Origin of the sequence: Motilimonas eburnea, assembly GCF_021295345.1 — a bacterium.
GTDB lineage: Bacteria > Pseudomonadota > Gammaproteobacteria > Enterobacterales > CBDFNC01 > Motilimonas > Motilimonas eburnea.
Genome location: NZ_JAIMJB010000009.1, coordinates 147,826 through 165,687, shown reverse-complemented (window position 1 = coordinate 165,687; position 17,862 = coordinate 147,826). Strand labels below are relative to the sequence as shown.

Annotated in this window: 16 protein-coding genes; 12 read left to right on the top strand and 4 right to left on the bottom strand. The window is 45.1% G+C overall.

All coding sequences use genetic code 11. The features are described 5' to 3' along the window. Positions 1-500 precede the first annotated feature (500 nt). From K6Y21_RS11090 to K6Y21_RS11070, 5 genes are all read left to right on the top strand, one after another. Entirely contained in the window at positions 501-2,177 is a 1,677-nt protein-coding gene (locus K6Y21_RS11090) for an ABC transporter substrate-binding protein (RefSeq protein WP_233071914.1), read from the top strand. Between the two features lie 122 nt (positions 2,178-2,299). Continuing rightward, complete coding sequence (locus K6Y21_RS11085) at positions 2,300-3,277, top strand: ABC transporter permease (RefSeq protein WP_233071913.1); 978 nt, start codon at positions 2,300-2,302, stop codon at positions 3,275-3,277. A gap of 68 nt (positions 3,278-3,345) precedes the next feature. Next, entirely contained in the window at positions 3,346-4,293 is a 948-nt protein-coding gene (locus K6Y21_RS11080) for an ABC transporter permease (protein WP_233071912.1), read from the top strand. Continuing rightward, a complete protein-coding gene (locus K6Y21_RS11075) occupies positions 4,286-5,167 on the top strand; it encodes an ABC transporter ATP-binding protein (protein WP_233071911.1) in 882 nt (293 codons plus the stop codon). The genes K6Y21_RS11080 and K6Y21_RS11075 overlap by 8 nt, the downstream gene beginning before the upstream one ends. Then, the gene (locus tag K6Y21_RS11070; protein ID WP_233071910.1) at positions 5,164-6,111 is read left to right on the top strand and encodes an ABC transporter ATP-binding protein; all 948 of its coding nucleotides are present in this window, start codon (positions 5,164-5,166) and stop codon (positions 6,109-6,111) included. Before K6Y21_RS11075 ends, K6Y21_RS11070 begins: the two co-directional genes overlap by 4 nt. 60 nt (positions 6,112-6,171) lie before the next feature. Here the strand turns inward: K6Y21_RS11070 and K6Y21_RS11065 are convergent, their stop codons facing one another. After that, the gene (locus K6Y21_RS11065) at positions 6,172-7,860 is read right to left on the bottom strand and encodes an ABC transporter substrate-binding protein (RefSeq protein WP_233071909.1); all 1,689 of its coding nucleotides are present in this window, start codon (positions 7,858-7,860) and stop codon (positions 6,172-6,174) included. A 508-nt stretch (positions 7,861-8,368) separates the two neighbouring features. Here K6Y21_RS11065 and K6Y21_RS11060 point away from each other — a divergent pair. From K6Y21_RS11060 to K6Y21_RS11035, 6 genes are all read left to right on the top strand, one after another. Next, entirely contained in the window at positions 8,369-9,385 is a 1,017-nt protein-coding gene (locus K6Y21_RS11060; RefSeq protein ID WP_233071908.1) for an amino acid ABC transporter substrate-binding protein, read from the top strand. 113 nt (positions 9,386-9,498) lie between these two features. Next, the gene (locus K6Y21_RS11055; protein WP_233071907.1) at positions 9,499-10,683 is read left to right on the top strand and encodes an amino acid ABC transporter permease; all 1,185 of its coding nucleotides are present in this window, start codon (positions 9,499-9,501) and stop codon (positions 10,681-10,683) included. Between the two features lie 2 nt (positions 10,684-10,685). Beyond that, on the top strand, positions 10,686-11,768 hold the full coding sequence (locus K6Y21_RS11050) for an amino acid ABC transporter permease (RefSeq protein ID WP_233071906.1): 1,083 nt from the start codon (positions 10,686-10,688) through the stop codon (positions 11,766-11,768). Between the two features lie 26 nt (positions 11,769-11,794). After that, positions 11,795-12,523 carry an amino acid ABC transporter ATP-binding protein gene (locus K6Y21_RS11045; RefSeq protein WP_233071926.1) on the top strand — a complete coding sequence of 243 codons (729 nt, stop codon included), beginning with the start codon at positions 11,795-11,797 and terminating at the stop codon, positions 12,521-12,523. A 115-nt stretch (positions 12,524-12,638) separates the two neighbouring features. After that, positions 12,639-13,205, top strand: coding sequence for a glutathione S-transferase family protein (locus K6Y21_RS11040; RefSeq protein ID WP_233071905.1), 567 nt, complete (start codon positions 12,639-12,641; stop codon positions 13,203-13,205). A 148-nt stretch (positions 13,206-13,353) separates the two neighbouring features. Further along, on the top strand, positions 13,354-13,836 hold the full coding sequence (locus K6Y21_RS11035) for a YcxB family protein (RefSeq protein WP_233071904.1): 483 nt from the start codon (positions 13,354-13,356) through the stop codon (positions 13,834-13,836). A 266-nt stretch (positions 13,837-14,102) separates the two neighbouring features. On the opposite strand, the gene K6Y21_RS11030 is transcribed toward K6Y21_RS11035, so the two are convergent. After that, complete coding sequence (locus K6Y21_RS11030) at positions 14,103-14,612, bottom strand: M48 metallopeptidase family protein (RefSeq protein WP_233071903.1); 510 nt, start codon at positions 14,610-14,612, stop codon at positions 14,103-14,105. Positions 14,613-14,680: 68 nt separating this feature from the next. After that, complete coding sequence (fusA, locus tag K6Y21_RS11025; RefSeq protein WP_233071902.1) at positions 14,681-16,768, bottom strand: elongation factor G; 2,088 nt, start codon at positions 16,766-16,768, stop codon at positions 14,681-14,683. A gap of 304 nt (positions 16,769-17,072) precedes the next feature. On the opposite strand from fusA, the gene K6Y21_RS11020 reads away from it, so the two are divergent. Continuing rightward, entirely contained in the window at positions 17,073-17,327 is a 255-nt protein-coding gene (locus tag K6Y21_RS11020; protein ID WP_233071901.1) for a TIGR03643 family protein, read from the top strand. Between the two features lie 7 nt (positions 17,328-17,334). Here the strand turns inward: K6Y21_RS11020 and K6Y21_RS11015 are convergent, their stop codons facing one another. Then, on the bottom strand, positions 17,335-17,733 hold the full coding sequence (locus K6Y21_RS11015; RefSeq protein ID WP_233071900.1) for a cytochrome b562: 399 nt from the start codon (positions 17,731-17,733) through the stop codon (positions 17,335-17,337). Positions 17,734-17,862 lie beyond the last annotated feature (129 nt).

The window sequence follows — 17,862 nt, the reverse complement described above, 5'->3', positions numbered from 1 at the left end:
CTGCCTAGTTTCACTGACACGCTTGTATCGCCACTGACATACACGCTTGCAAATGAATGACTCATTTTTGAAGCAAAGCGCCCTCAATCCTAAACGCCAACCTCGCCGTGTGTCACTTTTTTCAAGATAATCGTACTAAAAAAACGCCACTGTTGTGAGCGATATCGCGAAACACCAACTCCTATCAATCTAAAATATACCGTTACTTTTCAGTGCCTTAATGTTTTGTTTTTACGTTTTTTCTGAGACATTTACGAGTTTTTACATTGTTGTAACACAACCCGAGTGATTCAATTGTTGCATCGAAATGCTCAAGCACCGATTTTTAATGACAGGGCATTTTGGTTGGCTTAAGTCATCAAGAACACAGCTGACGTGCTGATTAGAACAGGCAAATAACGCATCTGGCTCTCGACTCACTTACGCCACAATGGCAAGCTGACAGTTGATTCAAAGTTGCCATTAAATTTATTAATGACTTATTTCAAGGATGCAACAAGATGAAAAATTTGATCGTGAGAAGTACCTTAGCAGCGATACTATCAAGCAGTGTTATCCTTCCGGTAACCGCCGCCGGCGCCGATAGCGATAAAGCCATTTTAAATATAGCGCCGGTACAACGAACATCTTGGGTAAGAAACTTTAACCCCTATAATCAAACCACGTTTTTACCAACCACCAACGAATATATCTATGAGCCTTTAGCCATTTATAATCCCATGCAAGGCGGCAAGGTTCATTACCGCTTAGCCGAGAACATTGAGTTTAACAGCGATGCCACCGCAGCGGTTTTTACCCTACGCAAAGGGGTTAAATGGTCAGATGGGGAAGAATTTAATGCCGACGACGTTAAATTTAGTTTCGATTTAGTCAAAGCCAATCCAGCCCTTGACACCCGCGCTATTTGGCAACGCATCAGTGGCGTTGAAGTGCTCAACTCCCACCAAGTGAAGTTCACTTTCCCTGTACCAGACAGTGGTGCCCCCATCGAAATTGTGCGCGTCCCTGTGGTGGCCGAGCACATTTGGCGTGATGTAAAAGATCCCGTGACCTTCACCAATGAAAACCCAGTTGGAACCGGGCCATTAACGGAAATTGAGCGCTTTACCACGCGCGTTTATGTTCAATGTCGTAACCCCCATTACTGGGATGACAGCACCCTAAAAGTGGACTGTGTGCGCTTGCCACAATTAGCCAATAATGACCAAGTATTAGCCGCAGCACAAAAAGGTGAACTTGATTGGTTTGGTTCGTTTTTACCTGACATCGACAAAACCTATGTGGCCAAAGATGCACAAAACTTTAAGTACTGGTTCCCCGCCGATTCCATGGTGGCCTTTAATTTAAACCTTGCCAGTACTAAACCTGGCAACCGCAAAGCATTCAATGACGTGCACTTCCGCCGCGCTGTGTCCATGGCGATGGATCGTAACAGCATGGTTAACATAGCAGGTTACGGCTACCCGACTCTTAACGAATACCCTTCGGGCCTAGGAGCCGGTTATCACTCTTGGAACAATGATGAAGTGGACAAGAAATTTGGCCAATACTCACGTTACGACATCAAGGCAGCCAAAGCGTTATTACAACAAGCAGGCTACCAAGATAAAGATGGCGATGGTTACGTAGACAACCCAGATGGCTCAGCGATTGCGTTTTCTATCTTAGTACCGAACGGCTGGACCGACTGGGTAAATACAGTGCAAATTGCCGTCGATGGCCTGCAAGAAATGGGCATCAATGCCAAGGTTTCAACGCCTGAAGCCACCGCATGGACATCGGCATTAATCGATGGCTCATATGATGCCGCTATCAATGCCTATTTTGCCGGTGTTACGCCGCACTTGATGTACAACACGGCATTTCATAGTTCGCAACTCGATAAAACACGCATGAGCTCAACCCGCTTTACGGATCCTGAGCTAGATAAGCTGCTTGATCAATTTTACTCCACCACAAACAAAGCAAAACAGCAGCAGACCATGGGGCAGATCCAGATGATAGTGGCAGAAAACATGCCGTTTATCCCTGTGTTTAACAACCCAAGTTGGTATCAGTACAACACCCAGCGCTTTGAAGGCTTCTTTAATGCCGACAACCCTATCGCTAAGCCGCAGCCTCACCCAGGCAACCCTGAGCGCCTGTTGCACTTACTTAGCCTCAAACCAAAGTCGTAACCTAGGCAATAGCTTAAGTCATTAATCACAGGCTTAAGCCATGGCCAACTTGAAACTCGGTCAAGTTGGCCCTCTACGCATCTGACCTAAGGTCCCCATTTTGCTTCCATAAGGAGTCTGTTATGGATTTTGTATTACGTCGTCTTGGGTTTTATCTCATCGCATTTTTCTTTGCGGCGACATTTAATTTTTTCTTACCTCGTTTGATGCCTGGCGATCCCATTACAGTGATGTTTTCGTCGCAAGGTAATCCACTCCCCGTTGAAAGTTTGGCTGCCTTAAAAGCCACCTTTGGCTTTGTCGATGGCCCCTTATATCAACAATATTTTGCCTATTTAAAAAGTGTGGTCACTTGGGATTTAGGCAGCTCGGTTAAATACTTCCCGCAAACGGTGAATGAAGCGCTTGGCCGATCGATGATTTGGACCCTGTTCTTAGTCGGGACCTCGACCTTGATCAGTTTCTTCATCGGCTCGATTTCCGGCATAGTGGCAGCATGGTATCGAGGTGGCTGGCTAGATACCATCTTGTCGCCGCTGTCTTTAGTGTTACAGTCCATCCCTGCCGTGGTACTTGCCTTGCTGTTTATGTTTGTATTTGGCGTGGCGCTCAACTGGCTGCCCTTCTCTTATGCTTATAATATCGAGCTTGATCCGGCGTTTAGCTTGGAATACATCAAAAGCGTACTCACTCACGCTATTTTACCCATCGTCTCTTTGGTCATAGTCCAAATCGGTGGCTACTTGCTCACCATACGCAACAATTTAATCAACCTATTGGGTGAAGATTACATCGTGATGGGGCGCGCCAAAGGCTTAAGTGAAAGCCGCGTCATGTTTAATTATGGTGCCCGAAATGCCCTACTGCCTTCGATTACGGCGTTTGCCATGACGGTGGGTGTGGTACTGGGTGGCTCGCTGATTACTGAGGTGGTATTTAACTACCCAGGCCTAGGTAACACCTTATTTGAAGCCATTGTTTCGCGTGATTATCCGGTTATTCAAGGTCAACTCTTGATCATGACCTTAGCTATGTTGTCGGCCAACTTTGTTGCCGATATCGCCTATGTCTACCTCGACCCTCGTCTGCGTCGAGACTAAGTCATGACTAAATCCAGTTAAGTGAATTGATTCACATTGAACGACTTATTAAATTTAAGGGAAGAATTATGGCTAATTTTTTTAAATTACTGCGCCGTAACAAAAAAGTCAGTTTTGGTTTGTTTATCGTTACCACCTATTTACTGATTGCCTTATCGGCACCTTTTATCACCTCACATGATCCCAATGATCGGGTAGCGCGGCCCCATCAAGAGCCGAGTGTAGAGAACGTGTTTGGCACCACCCGTATGGGACGCGATGTTTACCATTTATTTGTCCATGGCACAGCTACCTCCTTGGCGGTGGGCTTTGGGGCGGGCTTAATCATAGTCGTGATCGGCACAGCCCTTGGCGTATCCGCGGGTTACTTTGGCGGTAAATACGACGAGTTTGTGAGTTTAATTACTAACATTGCCTTAGTGATACCTCAACTCCCCTTGTTACTGGTGTTAGCTGCCTTTATTGGCGAGGCCAGTCCACTCACCATCGCCATTATCATCGGCCTAACTAGCTGGGCATGGGGAGCGCGGGTAACCCGTTCACAAACATTAACCTTAAGAAACAAAGAGTTTATCCATGCCAGTGAGCTTGCGTGTGAGCCACCTTGGCGCATTATCTTTGTAGAAATATTGCCCAATCTTAGCTCTATCATCGGGTTAAACTTCCTTGGTTCTATCATCTACACCATTATCACCGAAGCCACCTTAGAATTTCTTGGCTTAGGCGATCCGCTCGCTGTTAGCTGGGGAACCATGTTGTTTAACGCCCAAAATGCCTCGGCTATGACGGTCGGCGCTTGGTGGGAAGTATTAGTACCTTGTCTCGCGATTGCGATCCTCGGCATGGGCTTAGCCCTACTTAACTTTGGTATTGATGAAATTGCTAACCCACGCCTTCGCACCTTTAGCGGCATTAAACGCTTTAATAAACGCATCAAGCAACTGCGAGCGAAGCAAGCAGCTTCATCCGTTGTTCAATCTTCTTCAAATTCGAAAGAGGTCGCATATCATGGCTAATCAACCTCATTTAGATGGCACCAATAGCATAAAAAACACTCTTGAAATCAAAGATCTTTGTGTTGATTACCTACTTGATGACAGTGAATTTCGCGCCGTTAATCAAGTTAGCTTTAATATAGGCAAAGGTGAAATTTTTGGTCTTGCTGGCGAAAGTGGCTGTGGCAAGAGTACCATTGCCTTTGCTATCAGCCAGTTACTTAGGCCACCTGCGTTTATCTCTGGCGGTCAAATTTTATTAAATGGCCAAGACACCTTGACCATGGATAAACGTACCCTAGCCGCAACACGTTGGTCCAAGGTCAGTATGGTATTTCAAAGTGCCATGAACAGCCTAAACCCTGTGCTCACCATTGAAGAGCAATTTCGCGATATGTTTTATCGCCATAAGGGTTATAGCCCGCAGGAAAGTGCCAAACGTGCAGGTCATTTATTGGAGTTGGTGGGCATTAGCCCCGATCGCTTAAAAGACTATCCTCACCAATTTTCTGGTGGTATGCGCCAACGCATCGTGATTGCCATCGGTCTGGCGTTAAATCCTGACTTACTCATTATGGATGAGCCTACAACGGCTTTAGATGTGGTGGTTCAACGAGAAATATTGTTGCAAATTCACGCGCTGCGTAAAGAATTTGGCTTCTCGGTGCTCTTTATCACCCATGATTTGAGCTTAATGACGCAACTTTGTGATCGCATTGGCGTCATGTTAAAAGGAGAATTGGTGGAAGTCGGCCTTGCCAAAGACATACTCCACAACCCACAACACGCCTACACCAAAAAATTATGGCAATCCATTCCCGCTGCTTTTGATCATCAACTCAAACAGCAACAAGCAATTAAACAATCAAACGTTGTTATGGAGGCAAGTGTATGATGCCATCTGAAACCGAGAACACCCTAATTCGTGTTCGTAATATGGTCAAAACCTTCAACACGGGCAAGGGCTTACATAAACGCCAAGTTCATGCCTTAAGAAACGTCAGCTTTGATCTGAAAAAAGGCAAGGCGCTGGCGTTAGTAGGCGAAAGTGGCTCAGGCAAAAGCACCGTAGCGCGCTTGCTCACCCGCATGCATCATCACACCAGTGGCGATGTGAGCTATCGCGGCCAAGACATTAATGCCTTTAATAGCCATAAAGAATTGGCCCAATACCGCCGTAATATTCAAATGATTTTTCAAGACCCTTACGGCTCACTCAACCCGGCCCACACCATTTATCATCACTTAGCGAGGCCGCTGTTTACCCATGGTCATGTGAGTAACGAAGCACAAGCCAAGGCCAAGGTGCTTGAGTTGCTGAGAATGGTCGAATTAGATCCAGAATCCACGCCCTCTAAATACCCGCATCAACTTTCAGGTGGCCAAAGGCAGCGCGTGTCGATTGCCAGAACCATGGCCATCGGCGCTGAAATCATCCTCGCCGACGAGCCCACCAGTATGCTGGATGTCTCTATTCGCTTAGATATCCTTAAGTTACTCAATAAAATGAAACAAGAGCAAGGTATTACCTTTTTATACATCACCCATGATATTGCTACCGCGCGCTATTTTGCCGAGGAAATAGCCATCATGTATCAAGGACAAATTGTTGAATGGGGCGACACCAGCAGTGTGATAGACGATCCCCAGCACCCTTATACGAGATTATTGTTATCGGCCGTGCCCGATCCTCATATCAGCTTTAGTGAGTCGGCCGAGGCTGGCCAAGCCTTATTAGATCAAGCGAATCTGATCAGAGAGCAAAGCCTAGCCCCCGTGACTAAGGTACTCCAATATAATCGACAGCACTTTTTTACTGAACATGAAATAATAAAATAAGATACAAAAAAGGCCTTGATACTTGGTACCAAGGCCTTGATAAACTTACTACAGGCAGGATTAATTCATGGCTGTTTTATCTGTATCCACAGGCGCAAGGGACAGCACATGCAGCAAGCGCTCTGGAATATCTGGGTGGATCACCGGAATGCCACCTGGGTTTTCCTCATTAAACCAACCGGTAAAACTCACATCATCATATTGATAATTAAAGTTGGAACTGATCACCGGCACGGTAATTTGCTGACTGGCAATACGCTCCTCGATACGATGCATAATGTCTAGGCGCTGCGCTTCATCATTGGTGCGGTTAAAACTGTCAATTAACTTATCCAACATAGGATCAACGTAATGATGGCCAGCAAATCGGTCTTTGTTCATTTGCGATGAATGAAATCCAGAGTGGTAATATCGATGCGGTGTTGCTCCAGCAAAGTAGTTAGTGAATTGCGCATCATATTGCCCTGCTTTTACTCTGTCGACTAATTCACCAAATTCAGGGGTAGCCATGGTGGCATTAATACCTAGCTCGTGCAGACTTTCTATGGCAATTTCAACCGTTTTGACATGATCCGACCAACCATTAGGCACTAAAATTTCAAAACTAAACTGACTGCCATCTGGGTTATCTAGCCACCCATCGCTATCCACGTCTTTAAAGCCCACATCACGCAGCAATTTAGCAGCATGAGCTTTATTGTAGGTATTGAATTTGCCATATTTTTTTCTCACTTTTGGATCAGACCACGCCTTAAATTGGTCCCCTAAGCCACTGGGGTAGTTATTTTCTAACCAGTAACCTGAGCCAGCTTCTTCCACCATGCGTTTGCGATCCATCGCCATGGAAAAAGCGCGGCGAAAGCTTAAATTATTGAATGCTTTTTGGTTGTTTGGATCGGGGGAATTAAAGTTCATCACAAATGAGGCCGAGCCAGCCGCGGGAAACCAGTGTTTGGTGCTGGGGTTTTTACTCAGTAATACCTCTTCGATGTTTGGGATAAAAGAGGAAGTCCAATCTAAACGACCTTTTATCGCGGCGGCGAGTAGCTCGTCGTTGTTAGTAATGATTGGGCTTTGTAAACAATCTATCTTTAATCGAGAATTTTGGTAGTAATGGGGGTTACGACATTGCACATACACCTGCCACGAAAACATCGGCACTTCGGTAAAAGGCCCTGTGCCTACGGGGTTGGGGTTAGTAAAGCTAGCAATATCCGATTCCATTGAAAAGATATGCTTGGGCACAATGGGCGCACGCACAATGCGGGTAGCGATACCTGTATCAACCTTATTAAGTCTAATACTAACGGTGTAAGCATTTTCTTTTTTAATGGCGTCGATATCATCGGCCAAGCCACGCACATCAAGGGCCCCACCTCTGGCGGCTAAACGCAGTGAATAAACAACATCGTCAGCGGTAAATGGCGTTCCATCAGACCATTTAACCCCTCGGCGTAAGTGAAACGTCAGGGTTTTTAAGTCCGACGAAAAGCTGTGTGCCGTGGCCAACCGATACACAGGCTTGCCCCCTTGCAATTCGTTGAAGACAATCAAGGGCTCATAGATAAATTGCATGGTGGTGGGCAATCGGTGCGCCGAATTAAAAGGATTGAAGTTGCGCTGCCAAGACTGGCGAAATTCGGACACTATGGTTAATGACACGTTTTTAGCTTCACTGATGGTGGGCACTAAGGTCGCTGCTAACATCCACATGGATGCCAACACGATGCTGTAAGCTTGTTTTAACATCTGGCTACTTTCCTTGTAACAATTAAACTGCTATTACCCATCATGGTGGGATAGAAGGATTAGCTTGTTGCCGAGACTTCCCTGCCTAAAGAGAAGAGATCCGTCAGCTAACCCAATGTGTTTGCAGCAATTTGCTATTTTTATGACATTTATGCGAGCTATTGTATTCGGAGATAATCAAATGTAAATCAATAACTTTTATAAATATCAATATATCCTTGGCGCCTCACATCAAGGGCCGTTTTGCAACATACTTGAACCTTCTCACCCTTGGCATGACCTCATCATGTGCTTTGCTCCCAGCGCCCGTGCTTCTCTCTTTTTTGCACAACACTCGGTCGAGGCGCATCCTTAAAACAATAAAAAACAACATCAAACGAGGCAAAAGCTACAACAGCGACTAATGTTTATAGATATAGAATGTTATTCGTTTGTTACATCAACAGATTGAACCGTGTTGACGCAAAATGTGTTGATGGCCTTACCAACCATCCAAAAGGAATAAATGATGAACAGAACCAAAATTGCTTTATCCCTTGCCGCTGCTGTTGTACTCATTCCATTAACCGCATCAGCAGATACACTGGAAACAGTGAAGAAAAAAGGTGAATTAAACTGTGGGGTTTCAACGGGTATTCCGGGTTTTTCTGCCACCAACTCAAAAGGCGTTTGGGAAGGCATAGATGTTGATTTTTGTAAGGCTATCGCCAGCGCCGTGTTAGGTGATGCCAACAAAGTTAAGTATGTTCCTTTAACGGCAAAGGAGCGTTTTACCGCACTGCAAAGTGGTGAAATAGATGTGCTTGTCCGCTCTTCTACCTGGACATCTAGCCGTGATATTTCCTTGGGCCTTAATTTTGCAGGGGTCAATTATTATGATGGTCAGGGCTTTCTGATTAATAAATCGTTAGGGGTATCTTCTGCCAAGGAGCTTGATGGCGCGACCTTTTGTATTCAAGCCGGTACGACTACAGAGCTCAACCTCACTGACTATTTTAAGTCTCAAAACATGGAGTACAAGGCCGTCACCTACGATACCTCAGGGCAAACCATAGATGGCTTTAAAAAAGGTCGCTGTGATGCCGTCACTTCAGATGCTTCCCAGTTATACGGTTTAAGACTAAAAATGGATAAGCCTGACTCGGTCATGGTATTGCCTGAGATCATCTCTAAAGAGCCATTAGGCCCTGTGGTACGTCAAGGTGATGATGGCTGGTTTAATATTGTTCGTTGGGCCTTGTTTGCCACGCTCGAGGCCGAAGAGCTTGGCGTAACGCAAGCCAATGTTGATGCCATGATGAAGTCAGATAACCCCAGCGTTAAACGTTTACTTGGCACCTCAGGCGATACCGGTAAAAGCCTAGGGCTAGATGAGAAGTGGGCTTACAACATGATCAAACAAGTCGGCAATTATGGCGAAATGTTTGACCGTAACGTGGGTAAAGGCTCGCCCCTTAACATTGACCGAGGTTTAAACAACCTTTGGAACAATGGCGGCCTAATGTACCCCATGCCAATCAGATAGCAACACAAAAGGCGGCACCGTGCCATGGATTCATGGCCGAGTAACATGACGGGGGACCTCCCCCTGCTTGTAGGGCCGCCTTATTAAGCGGATAAGCACTATGAGAAAACACTATGAGTAAACCTGCAGAGCCCGTCGGCGGCATCAGTTTTCTTAACAACCCCAAGGTAAGAGCCATTGTTTTTCAAGTACTTGCCCTTGCCTGCGTGTTCTTCGTCGCCGCTTATTTTACCAATAACATGTTTGACAATATTGAAGCCCGAGGCATTGAAACGGGGTTCACTTTTCTCGACCAAATTGCCGGCTTTGGGATAAGTCAAACCTTAGTAGAATATGACGATGGCAGCTCCACCTACGCGAGGGTATTTCTGATCGGGATCCTCAATACCTTATTAGTATCAGCCATCGCTATTTTTTTCACCACTATCTTAGGCTTATTAATCGGTATTGGCCGATTATCAGGTAACTTTTTAATTGCTAAGTTATCGATGATTTACATCGAGGTGTTTCGCAACATCCCTATCTTACTGCAAATTTTATTTTGGTATAACGTGGTTCTGGCCGCCCTACCTAGCCCTCGCCAGAGCTATAGCTACTTTGATGAGTTCTTTCTTAATAACCGTGGCTTTTTAATGCCCAAACCCATTTTTGAAGATAACAGCGGTTATATTCTCGCGGCATTTATTTTAGCTTGTGTCGGTGTTTTCTTCCTTGCTCGCTGGGCCATAAAACGCCATGACGATACCGGTGAAGAATTTCCTATCTTTAGTGTTGGCGGCGCCATTATTATTCTCTCCCCTATTCTGGTGTTTTTTATCGCTGGCCAACCGATTTCCAGTGAAGTACCTGAGCTCAAAGGATTTAACTTTCGTGGTGGCTGGGTCATTATTCCAGAACTACTGGCATTAGCCTTTGCATTGAGTATTTATACCGCTACCTACATTGCTGAAGCTGTTCGTGCGGGCATTGAATCGGTGCCCAAAGGTCAAAAAGAAGCCGCCCATTCATTAGGCTTAAAAGATCATGTCATTCTACGAAAAATCATCTTGCCTCAAGCGCTGCGTGTGATCATTCCACCGGTTATCAATCAATACTTAAACTTGGTTAAAAACTCATCCCTCGCCACGGCAATTGGTTACCCCGAAATCGTCACCTTGTTTTCCGGCACCACGTTAAATCAGGTCGGGCAAGCGATTGAAATTATATTAATGACCATGGCAGTTTACTTGGCCTTTAGTATTGTTATTTCGCTACTACTCAATTGGCTCAATGCCAAGATGCAAATTAAGGGGCGTTAATCATGGCAATTTATGACGTAAAACCTGCTCAACCCGCTCCCGTTAATCACCATGGCGTGTTTCATTGGTTGAGAGTTAATCTCTTTAAGGACGTAAAAAACGCCATACTCTCTTTACTCTGTATTTACCTGCTTTACCTCACGGTACCTCCTTTGCTGGACTGGTTATTTTTTAGTGCCACTTGGTCGGGAAGCCAAGATGAAGTGACCAAAGATGGCGCGCGCTGGATCTTCATTATCGAAAAGTTTGACCAATTTATTTATGGCTTTTACCCCGAACATTTACATTGGCGTCCCTTGTTCGTCGCCGCACTGACGGTGGCCTTTATCGCCAGTGTTAAGCTGCTGAAAAGTATCAAACTCAAAATTGCCATTATTCTGCTCTACCCTTTTGTTTCTATTATCTTCATCTACGGCGGCTTTGGCCTAGAAGTGGTTGAAACAGATAAATGGGGAGGCTTAATGTTAACCGTCATCGTTGCTGCAGTCGGCATTATCGCGTCCTTTCCCATCGGGATCATGCTAGCGCTGGGTCGCCAAGCCGATAACATGCCCGTGGTTAAGACCTTGTGCATCACCTTTATCGAGTTTGTGCGCGGGGTGCCACTCATCACTATCTTGTTTATGGCTTCCGTGGTGTTGCCGTTATTTTTCCGTGACGGCTTAGATTTTGACAAATTGCTTCGCGCCCTCATTGGGATCACCTTATTCCAAGCCGCCTATATTGCAGAGGTTGTGCGCGGCGGGTTACAGGCCATCCCCAAAGGGCAGTATGAAGCCAGTGAGTCTCTGGGGTTAAGTTATTGGCAAGGGATGATTTTAATTATATTGCCCCAAGCATTAAAAATTTCTATCCCTAACCTAGTGGGCTCGTTTATCTCACTGTTTAAAGACACGACCTTAGTTCTTATCATCGGTTTATTTGATATTTTGGCCATGGTGACCCTAACCAACAGTGATACCAACTGGCTTGGCTATGAAGTAGAAGGCTATGTTTTTGTCACCTTTATTTACTGGGTATTTTGCTTCTCTATGTCGCAATACTCAAAATCCGTCGAAAGACGTTTCAATACAGAACTCAAATAGGTAATGCCATGTCGACTACTGAATTCATGATCAGAATGGAAAACGTCAATAAATGGTATGGTGATTTCCATGTATTAAAAGATGTTAATCTCAACGTAAAAAAAGGCGAAAAGGTGGTGATTTGTGGTCCTTCAGGCTCTGGCAAATCCACCACAATACGTTGCCTTAACCACCTAGAGCAGTTTCAAAAGGGGCAGATATTTATTGGCGATACCGAACTGATTGAGGACGTCAAAATTGTTCGCCATATCCGTTCTCAGGTCGGCATGGTATTTCAGCACTTTAACTTATTCCCACATTTGTCGGTATTGGAAAACTTAGTGATCGCGCCCACTTGGGTGCACAAGAAACCCAGAAAAGAAGCTATCGAAACCGCCATGTACTATTTAGAGCGCGTTAAGATAGCGAACCAAGCCAATAAATATCCAAACCAACTCTCTGGGGGCCAGCAGCAGCGCGTAGCCATCGCCCGCTGCTTATGCTTTAATCCAGAAATCATGCTATTCGACGAGCCGACCTCTGCCCTTGACCCAGAAATGGTATCAGAGGTGCTCGATGTGATGGTTGAGCTGGCTAAAGGCGGGATCACCATGATTTGCGTAACCCATGAAATGGGCTTTGCGAAAAAAGTCGCCGACAGAGTTATTTTTATGGACGCGGGGCAAATCATAGAAGAAAACGATCCCCATACCTTCTTTGAACAGCCTGAATCAGACAGGCTTAAGCTGTTCTTAGATCAGATCTTATCCCATTAATCCCTTAAGCCGGCTCTAAAGCAAATTTTGCCACTTAAAACCTTTATAAGTGGCTATTTTAATTGCTATTGTTAACTCTCAATTAATAAAATAAAGTCATTTTATGGGAGTCGATATGAAATTATACGGTAGCTACACCTCACCCTTTGTTCGCCACTGTCGCATGGTCATCGCCCAAACAGGTTTAACTTGTGAGTTTGTAGAAACTGACGCGGCTGCCAGCGCCGAGCAATCTCCCACTAAAAAAGTTCCCTTTTTAGTTGATGGTGACCTGACCCTAACCGACTCTGTGGTGATCATTCGTTATTTACGAGAAAAGGCAGGCCAAGCTTTTTGCGCGGATATTATGGATTTCGAGCTATTTTGCATGGTGAACACGGTACTTGATGCCACCGTGAATATTTTCTTTTTAGAGCTGCAAGACAATATCCTCGCCGCAAATAGTCAATATCTTACTAGGCAACAAGGGCGAGTAGAGAGTGGCTTGGCCTACTTAAACAGCCAGCATTTAACCGATTCGCTGCCTCTTAATGAGGGGGAGTTAAGGCTAGCCTGCTATCTTGATTGGGGCATCTTTAGAAACCGAATTTCACTGGATGACTACCCCGCGCTTCGCCAACTATTAAGCTTAGCCAAAACCGATCCCTTGTTTATCGAAACCACCCCGCCTGGGCACGTATAAACTATTGTTGCTCATTTATCCCGCAGGCAGGCGAGTTCGACCCCTTTACCTTGCCTGCGACTAAAATATACATCAAGCCGAGCTTGGCTTGTGTTTGACATTTTGGCCCTATGATATACTGCCAATAGATCATAGGGGACGCTTATTTATGCCACAATCAACACCATTAACCACAAGCTTTACAATTTCAAAACAATATCTTGAAGAGTGCTTCGACGAATCACAGCCCTATAGTAAACACGCTAAACCGCGCTACGCCTTTATTGCTATTTTATTTATTGCAGGGTTGTTTCTGCTTATTTTTACCGAGCAACACACAGTGGCCGGTAGCGTACTTCTTGGGCTGGGTATATTAGAAGTGATCAGCTATATTTATCGCCGCGCTTGGTGGCTAACCAGACAGATGTGGAGCAGAAGCGCCAATAGTGAAGTGGTGATCAGCATGGATGAGCAAGGCTTTAGTAGTAAAAACCCTTACACTCAAACAATGCTGCCTTGGCAAGATATAAAGCGCCATACCGAGACAGAGAAAGGCATTATTTTGTTCGCACAAAATGGTGGCCAAAGCTATATCTCTAAATCAGTGCTAACAGATGACATGCTAGCCATGATCAAAGATCGTTGTTATTAAGTGTAATTTTTTACGGTGACATCGAGTGGGAGCACCAGCCATGGTGCGATTTGGTCTTAGCATCTGTGGGAGCACCAGTCATGGTGCGATTTAGTCTTAGCATCTGTGGGAGCACCGGTCATGGTGCGATTTAGTCTTAGCATCTGTGGGAGCACCGGTCATGGTGCGATTTAGTCTTAGCATTTATCGCTGCATTACTGCAGCTCCCACAAAACTGCAGCTCCCACAAAACTGCAGCTCCCACAAAACGGCAGTTCCCGCTTAAGTTATTTATACAAAGGGCCAGCCAACTCAAGCTGGGTCAAAAACAAACGCGTATCTAACTCTAACTGGTGATAATCGCCCTGCATGTATTGGCACAGCTGGTAAAATGCCTTGTTGTGCTCTTTTTCTTTTAGATGCGCCAGCTCGTGCACCACGATCATGTTCAGCATGGCCTCAGGCGCTTGTTTAAATAGCCCAGCAATGCGAATTTCTTGCTTCGCCTTTAGCTTATTACCTTGCACTCGAGAAACATAGGTATGAGTTCCTAAAGCATGCTTAACTAAGTGTAACTTATTGTCATAAACCACTTTGCTAATGGGCGCACTTTGTTTAAGGTAACGCTTCTTCAAACCCATCACATAATCATAGAGGGATTTTTCACTGGTCATTTGATGGGGCTCGGGATACTTATTACGCAAGTATTGCCCTAGCTTCTTTGAAGCCACCAATTCGGCAACGGATTGTTGAATATTCAGAGGGTAGCCCTGAACGTACTTTAATACAGCAGACATTTTTTAAACCCAAAAAATAACCCCAGCCGCAAAGCAACTGGGGTTACGTAAAGCTAAGTTAAAAACGCTTATTTCTTAGCGTTTCTTTCTTTAACTTCAGCGATTACCGTTTCAGCCACGTTTTGTGGACATGGTAGGTAGTGAGCAAATTCCATAGAGAACTGACCACGACCTGAAGTCATCGTACGTAGGTGACCGATGTAACCAAACATCTCAGATAGTGGTACGTCAGCCTTGATACGAACGCCAGTTACGCCCGCTTCTTGGTCTTTGATCATACCGCGACGACGGTTTAAGTCACCGATTACGTCACCAACGTGGTCTTCTGGCGTGAACACGTCAACTTTCATGATAGGCTCAAGAAGTTGTGCACCCGCTTTCGGGATAGACTGACGGAATGCGCCTTTCGCTGCGATTTCAAATGCGATAGCAGATGAGTCAACTGCGTGGAAAGCACCATCGTACAGTTCAATTTCAACGTCTAGTACAGGGAAGCCAGCTAGCACACCCTCTTCCATCATAGCTTCAAAGCCTTTCTCAACTGCAGGCCAGAATTCTTTAGGAACGTTACCACCTACAACAGTAGATTTGAACTGGAAGCCTGAGCCTGGCTCACCTGGCTTGATGCGGTAATCAATTTTACCGAACTGACCAGAACCACCAGATTGCTTCTTGTGCGTGTAGCTATCTTCAACCGCTTTCGTGATCGTTTCACGGTAAGCAACTTGTGGTTGACCTACGTTTAGCTCAACGCCGTAAGTACGCTTCAAGATGTCTACTTTGATGTCTAAGTGAAGCTCACCCATACCTTTAAGGATGGTTTCACCTGAATCTTCGTCAGTTTCAACTTGGAAAGATGGATCTTCTGCAACCATTTTACCGATCGCGATACCCATTTTCTCAGTAGAACCTTTGTCTTTTGGTGCAACAGCAATCGAGATTACTGGATCAGGGAAGATCATTGGCTCAAGCGTACATTCGTGCTTAGGATCACATAGAGTGTGACCAGTTTGAACGTTCTTCATGCCCACAACCGCGATGATGTCACCAGCTTGTGCTTCAGTAATTTCGTTACGGTCGTCCGCTTGCATCTCACACATACGGCCGATACGTTCAGTTTTACCAGTCGCAGAGTTAAGGATAGTGTCACCCTTCTTCATGCGGCCTGAGTAAATACGGATAAAGGTAAGGGCACCGAAACGGTCATCCATGATCTTAAACGCAAGCGCTTTTAGCGGCTGGTCAGGATCAACAGTAGCCACTTCACCAGTAGGCTCACCTGTTTCAGGATCGGTTAGCTCTTGTGGGTCAACTTCCGTTGGCGATGGTAGGTAATCTACAACCGCGTCAAGTACAAGTTGAACACCTTTGTTCTTAAACGCTGAACCACAGTAAGTTGGGAAGAACGCTAGATCGCGAGTACCTTTACGGATACAAGCTTTGATTTGCTCAATAGTTGGCTCTTCGCCTTCCATGTAAGCTTCCATTAGGTCGTCGTCTTGTTCAACAGCCGTTTCAACCAGTTGCTCGCGGTATTCTTCTACCTTATCAACCATATCAGCTGGCACGTCTTGAACTTCGTAGTTCTCAGGTAGGCCTGAGTCATCCCACACGTATGCTTTGCGAGATAGTAGGTCTACTACACCCACGAAATCATCTTCGATACCGATAGGAAGAACCATCACTAGTGGGTTAGCCGCTAGTACGTCTTGAGTTTGCTTAACAACACGGTAGAAGTCAGCACCCATACGGTCTAGTTTGTTTACGAAGATAATACGAGATACTTCAGATTCGTTCGCGTAGCGCCAGTTAGTTTCTGATTGTGGTTCAACACCACCGCTACCACAGAATACACCGATACCACCATCAAGTACTTTTAGAGAACGGTATACTTCAACGGTGAAGTCAACGTGTCCAGGAGTATCGATAACGTTTAAACGGTGGCCATTCCACTCACAAGTTACCGCAGCAGACTGGATAGTAATACCACGCTCAGCTTCCTGCTCCATGAAGTCAGTTGTAGACTCACCGTCGTGTACTTCACCAGTTTTATGGATTTTACCAGTTAGCTTTAGGATACGTTCTGTAGTAGTGGTCTTACCCGCATCAACGTGCGCGAAAATACCAATGTTTCTGTACTTTGATAGATCTGCCATTTGTTCACTCTGTTAATTTATATTAAATAAATGCGGCCGGAGTATAGCACGACTCACCATAAGGAAAATACTCTAATCAAAAAAGGTTCACCATTAATGGCTAAATAACGTACTTTTTTACCCCGATTTGTCGGCCTGTCCATTTTCTTGGTTTTTTGTGCCGCTGTCAGGACCGTAATTAATCAATGACTCATGTGCGACTAAATTAGCCAAACAAGATACTGATTGTTTGTGAGAAAAATCAAACAATCCATTTGTAAGGGCGGTTCGTAATGGCTCACATCAACCAATGTGAGACCAACAAATGAGACCAGAAGATATTTCACGCATCATCGAAATGGCTTGGGAAGACCGTACCCCTTTCGAAGCCATTGCCCGCTGTTACGGGTTAAACGAGACAGGGACTATTACCCTAATGCGCCAGCAGCTTAAACCCAGTAGTTTTAAAATGTGGCGCAAACGGGTATCGGGAAGGAAAACCAAACACGCTAAGCTGCGTGACCCGGCGGTCAGTCGAGGCTACTGCGCGACCCAATACAAGCCACGCAGCAAAAAATAAGTGGGGATTAACCAAAAAACTTTTGCCAAACACTGGGCTTATTTTTTTTGTGGTATTCCTTACGTAAATCATCAATGGTTTTTAAATGCTGCTTGGCCTTGTCTAACTCACCGGCAGCAATATCTTGTTGGATCAGGTCAACGGCTTGTTCCACCTTGTTCAAGCCTTCCAAAGACACCTCTTTGCGTTCAGCAGGAAAAGAATAACGTTTAGCGTCGGACACCAATTGCGAAAAAGAATCAATATGGTTACTAAAAGTAGCCATATCCTGCGCTTTATACGCTTGGCTAACCTCAAATTTCATTTTCTTCATGGTCGCTTCTAAATCAATTTGCGAAGCAAAGCTGGCACTCAATGGAGGCAAGGCTAACACTAAGGCAAGTAACAATGAGGACAAGGTTTTCATAACAATCCTTCTACTATACTGAGATAACATCAAAAATATGCCGCGCCATTTTACAGGAAAGGCTTGGCTTGAGCTATTTCAACATGAAACAATGATTTCGAAAGCTCCTCATCCTAATAACATGTTAAA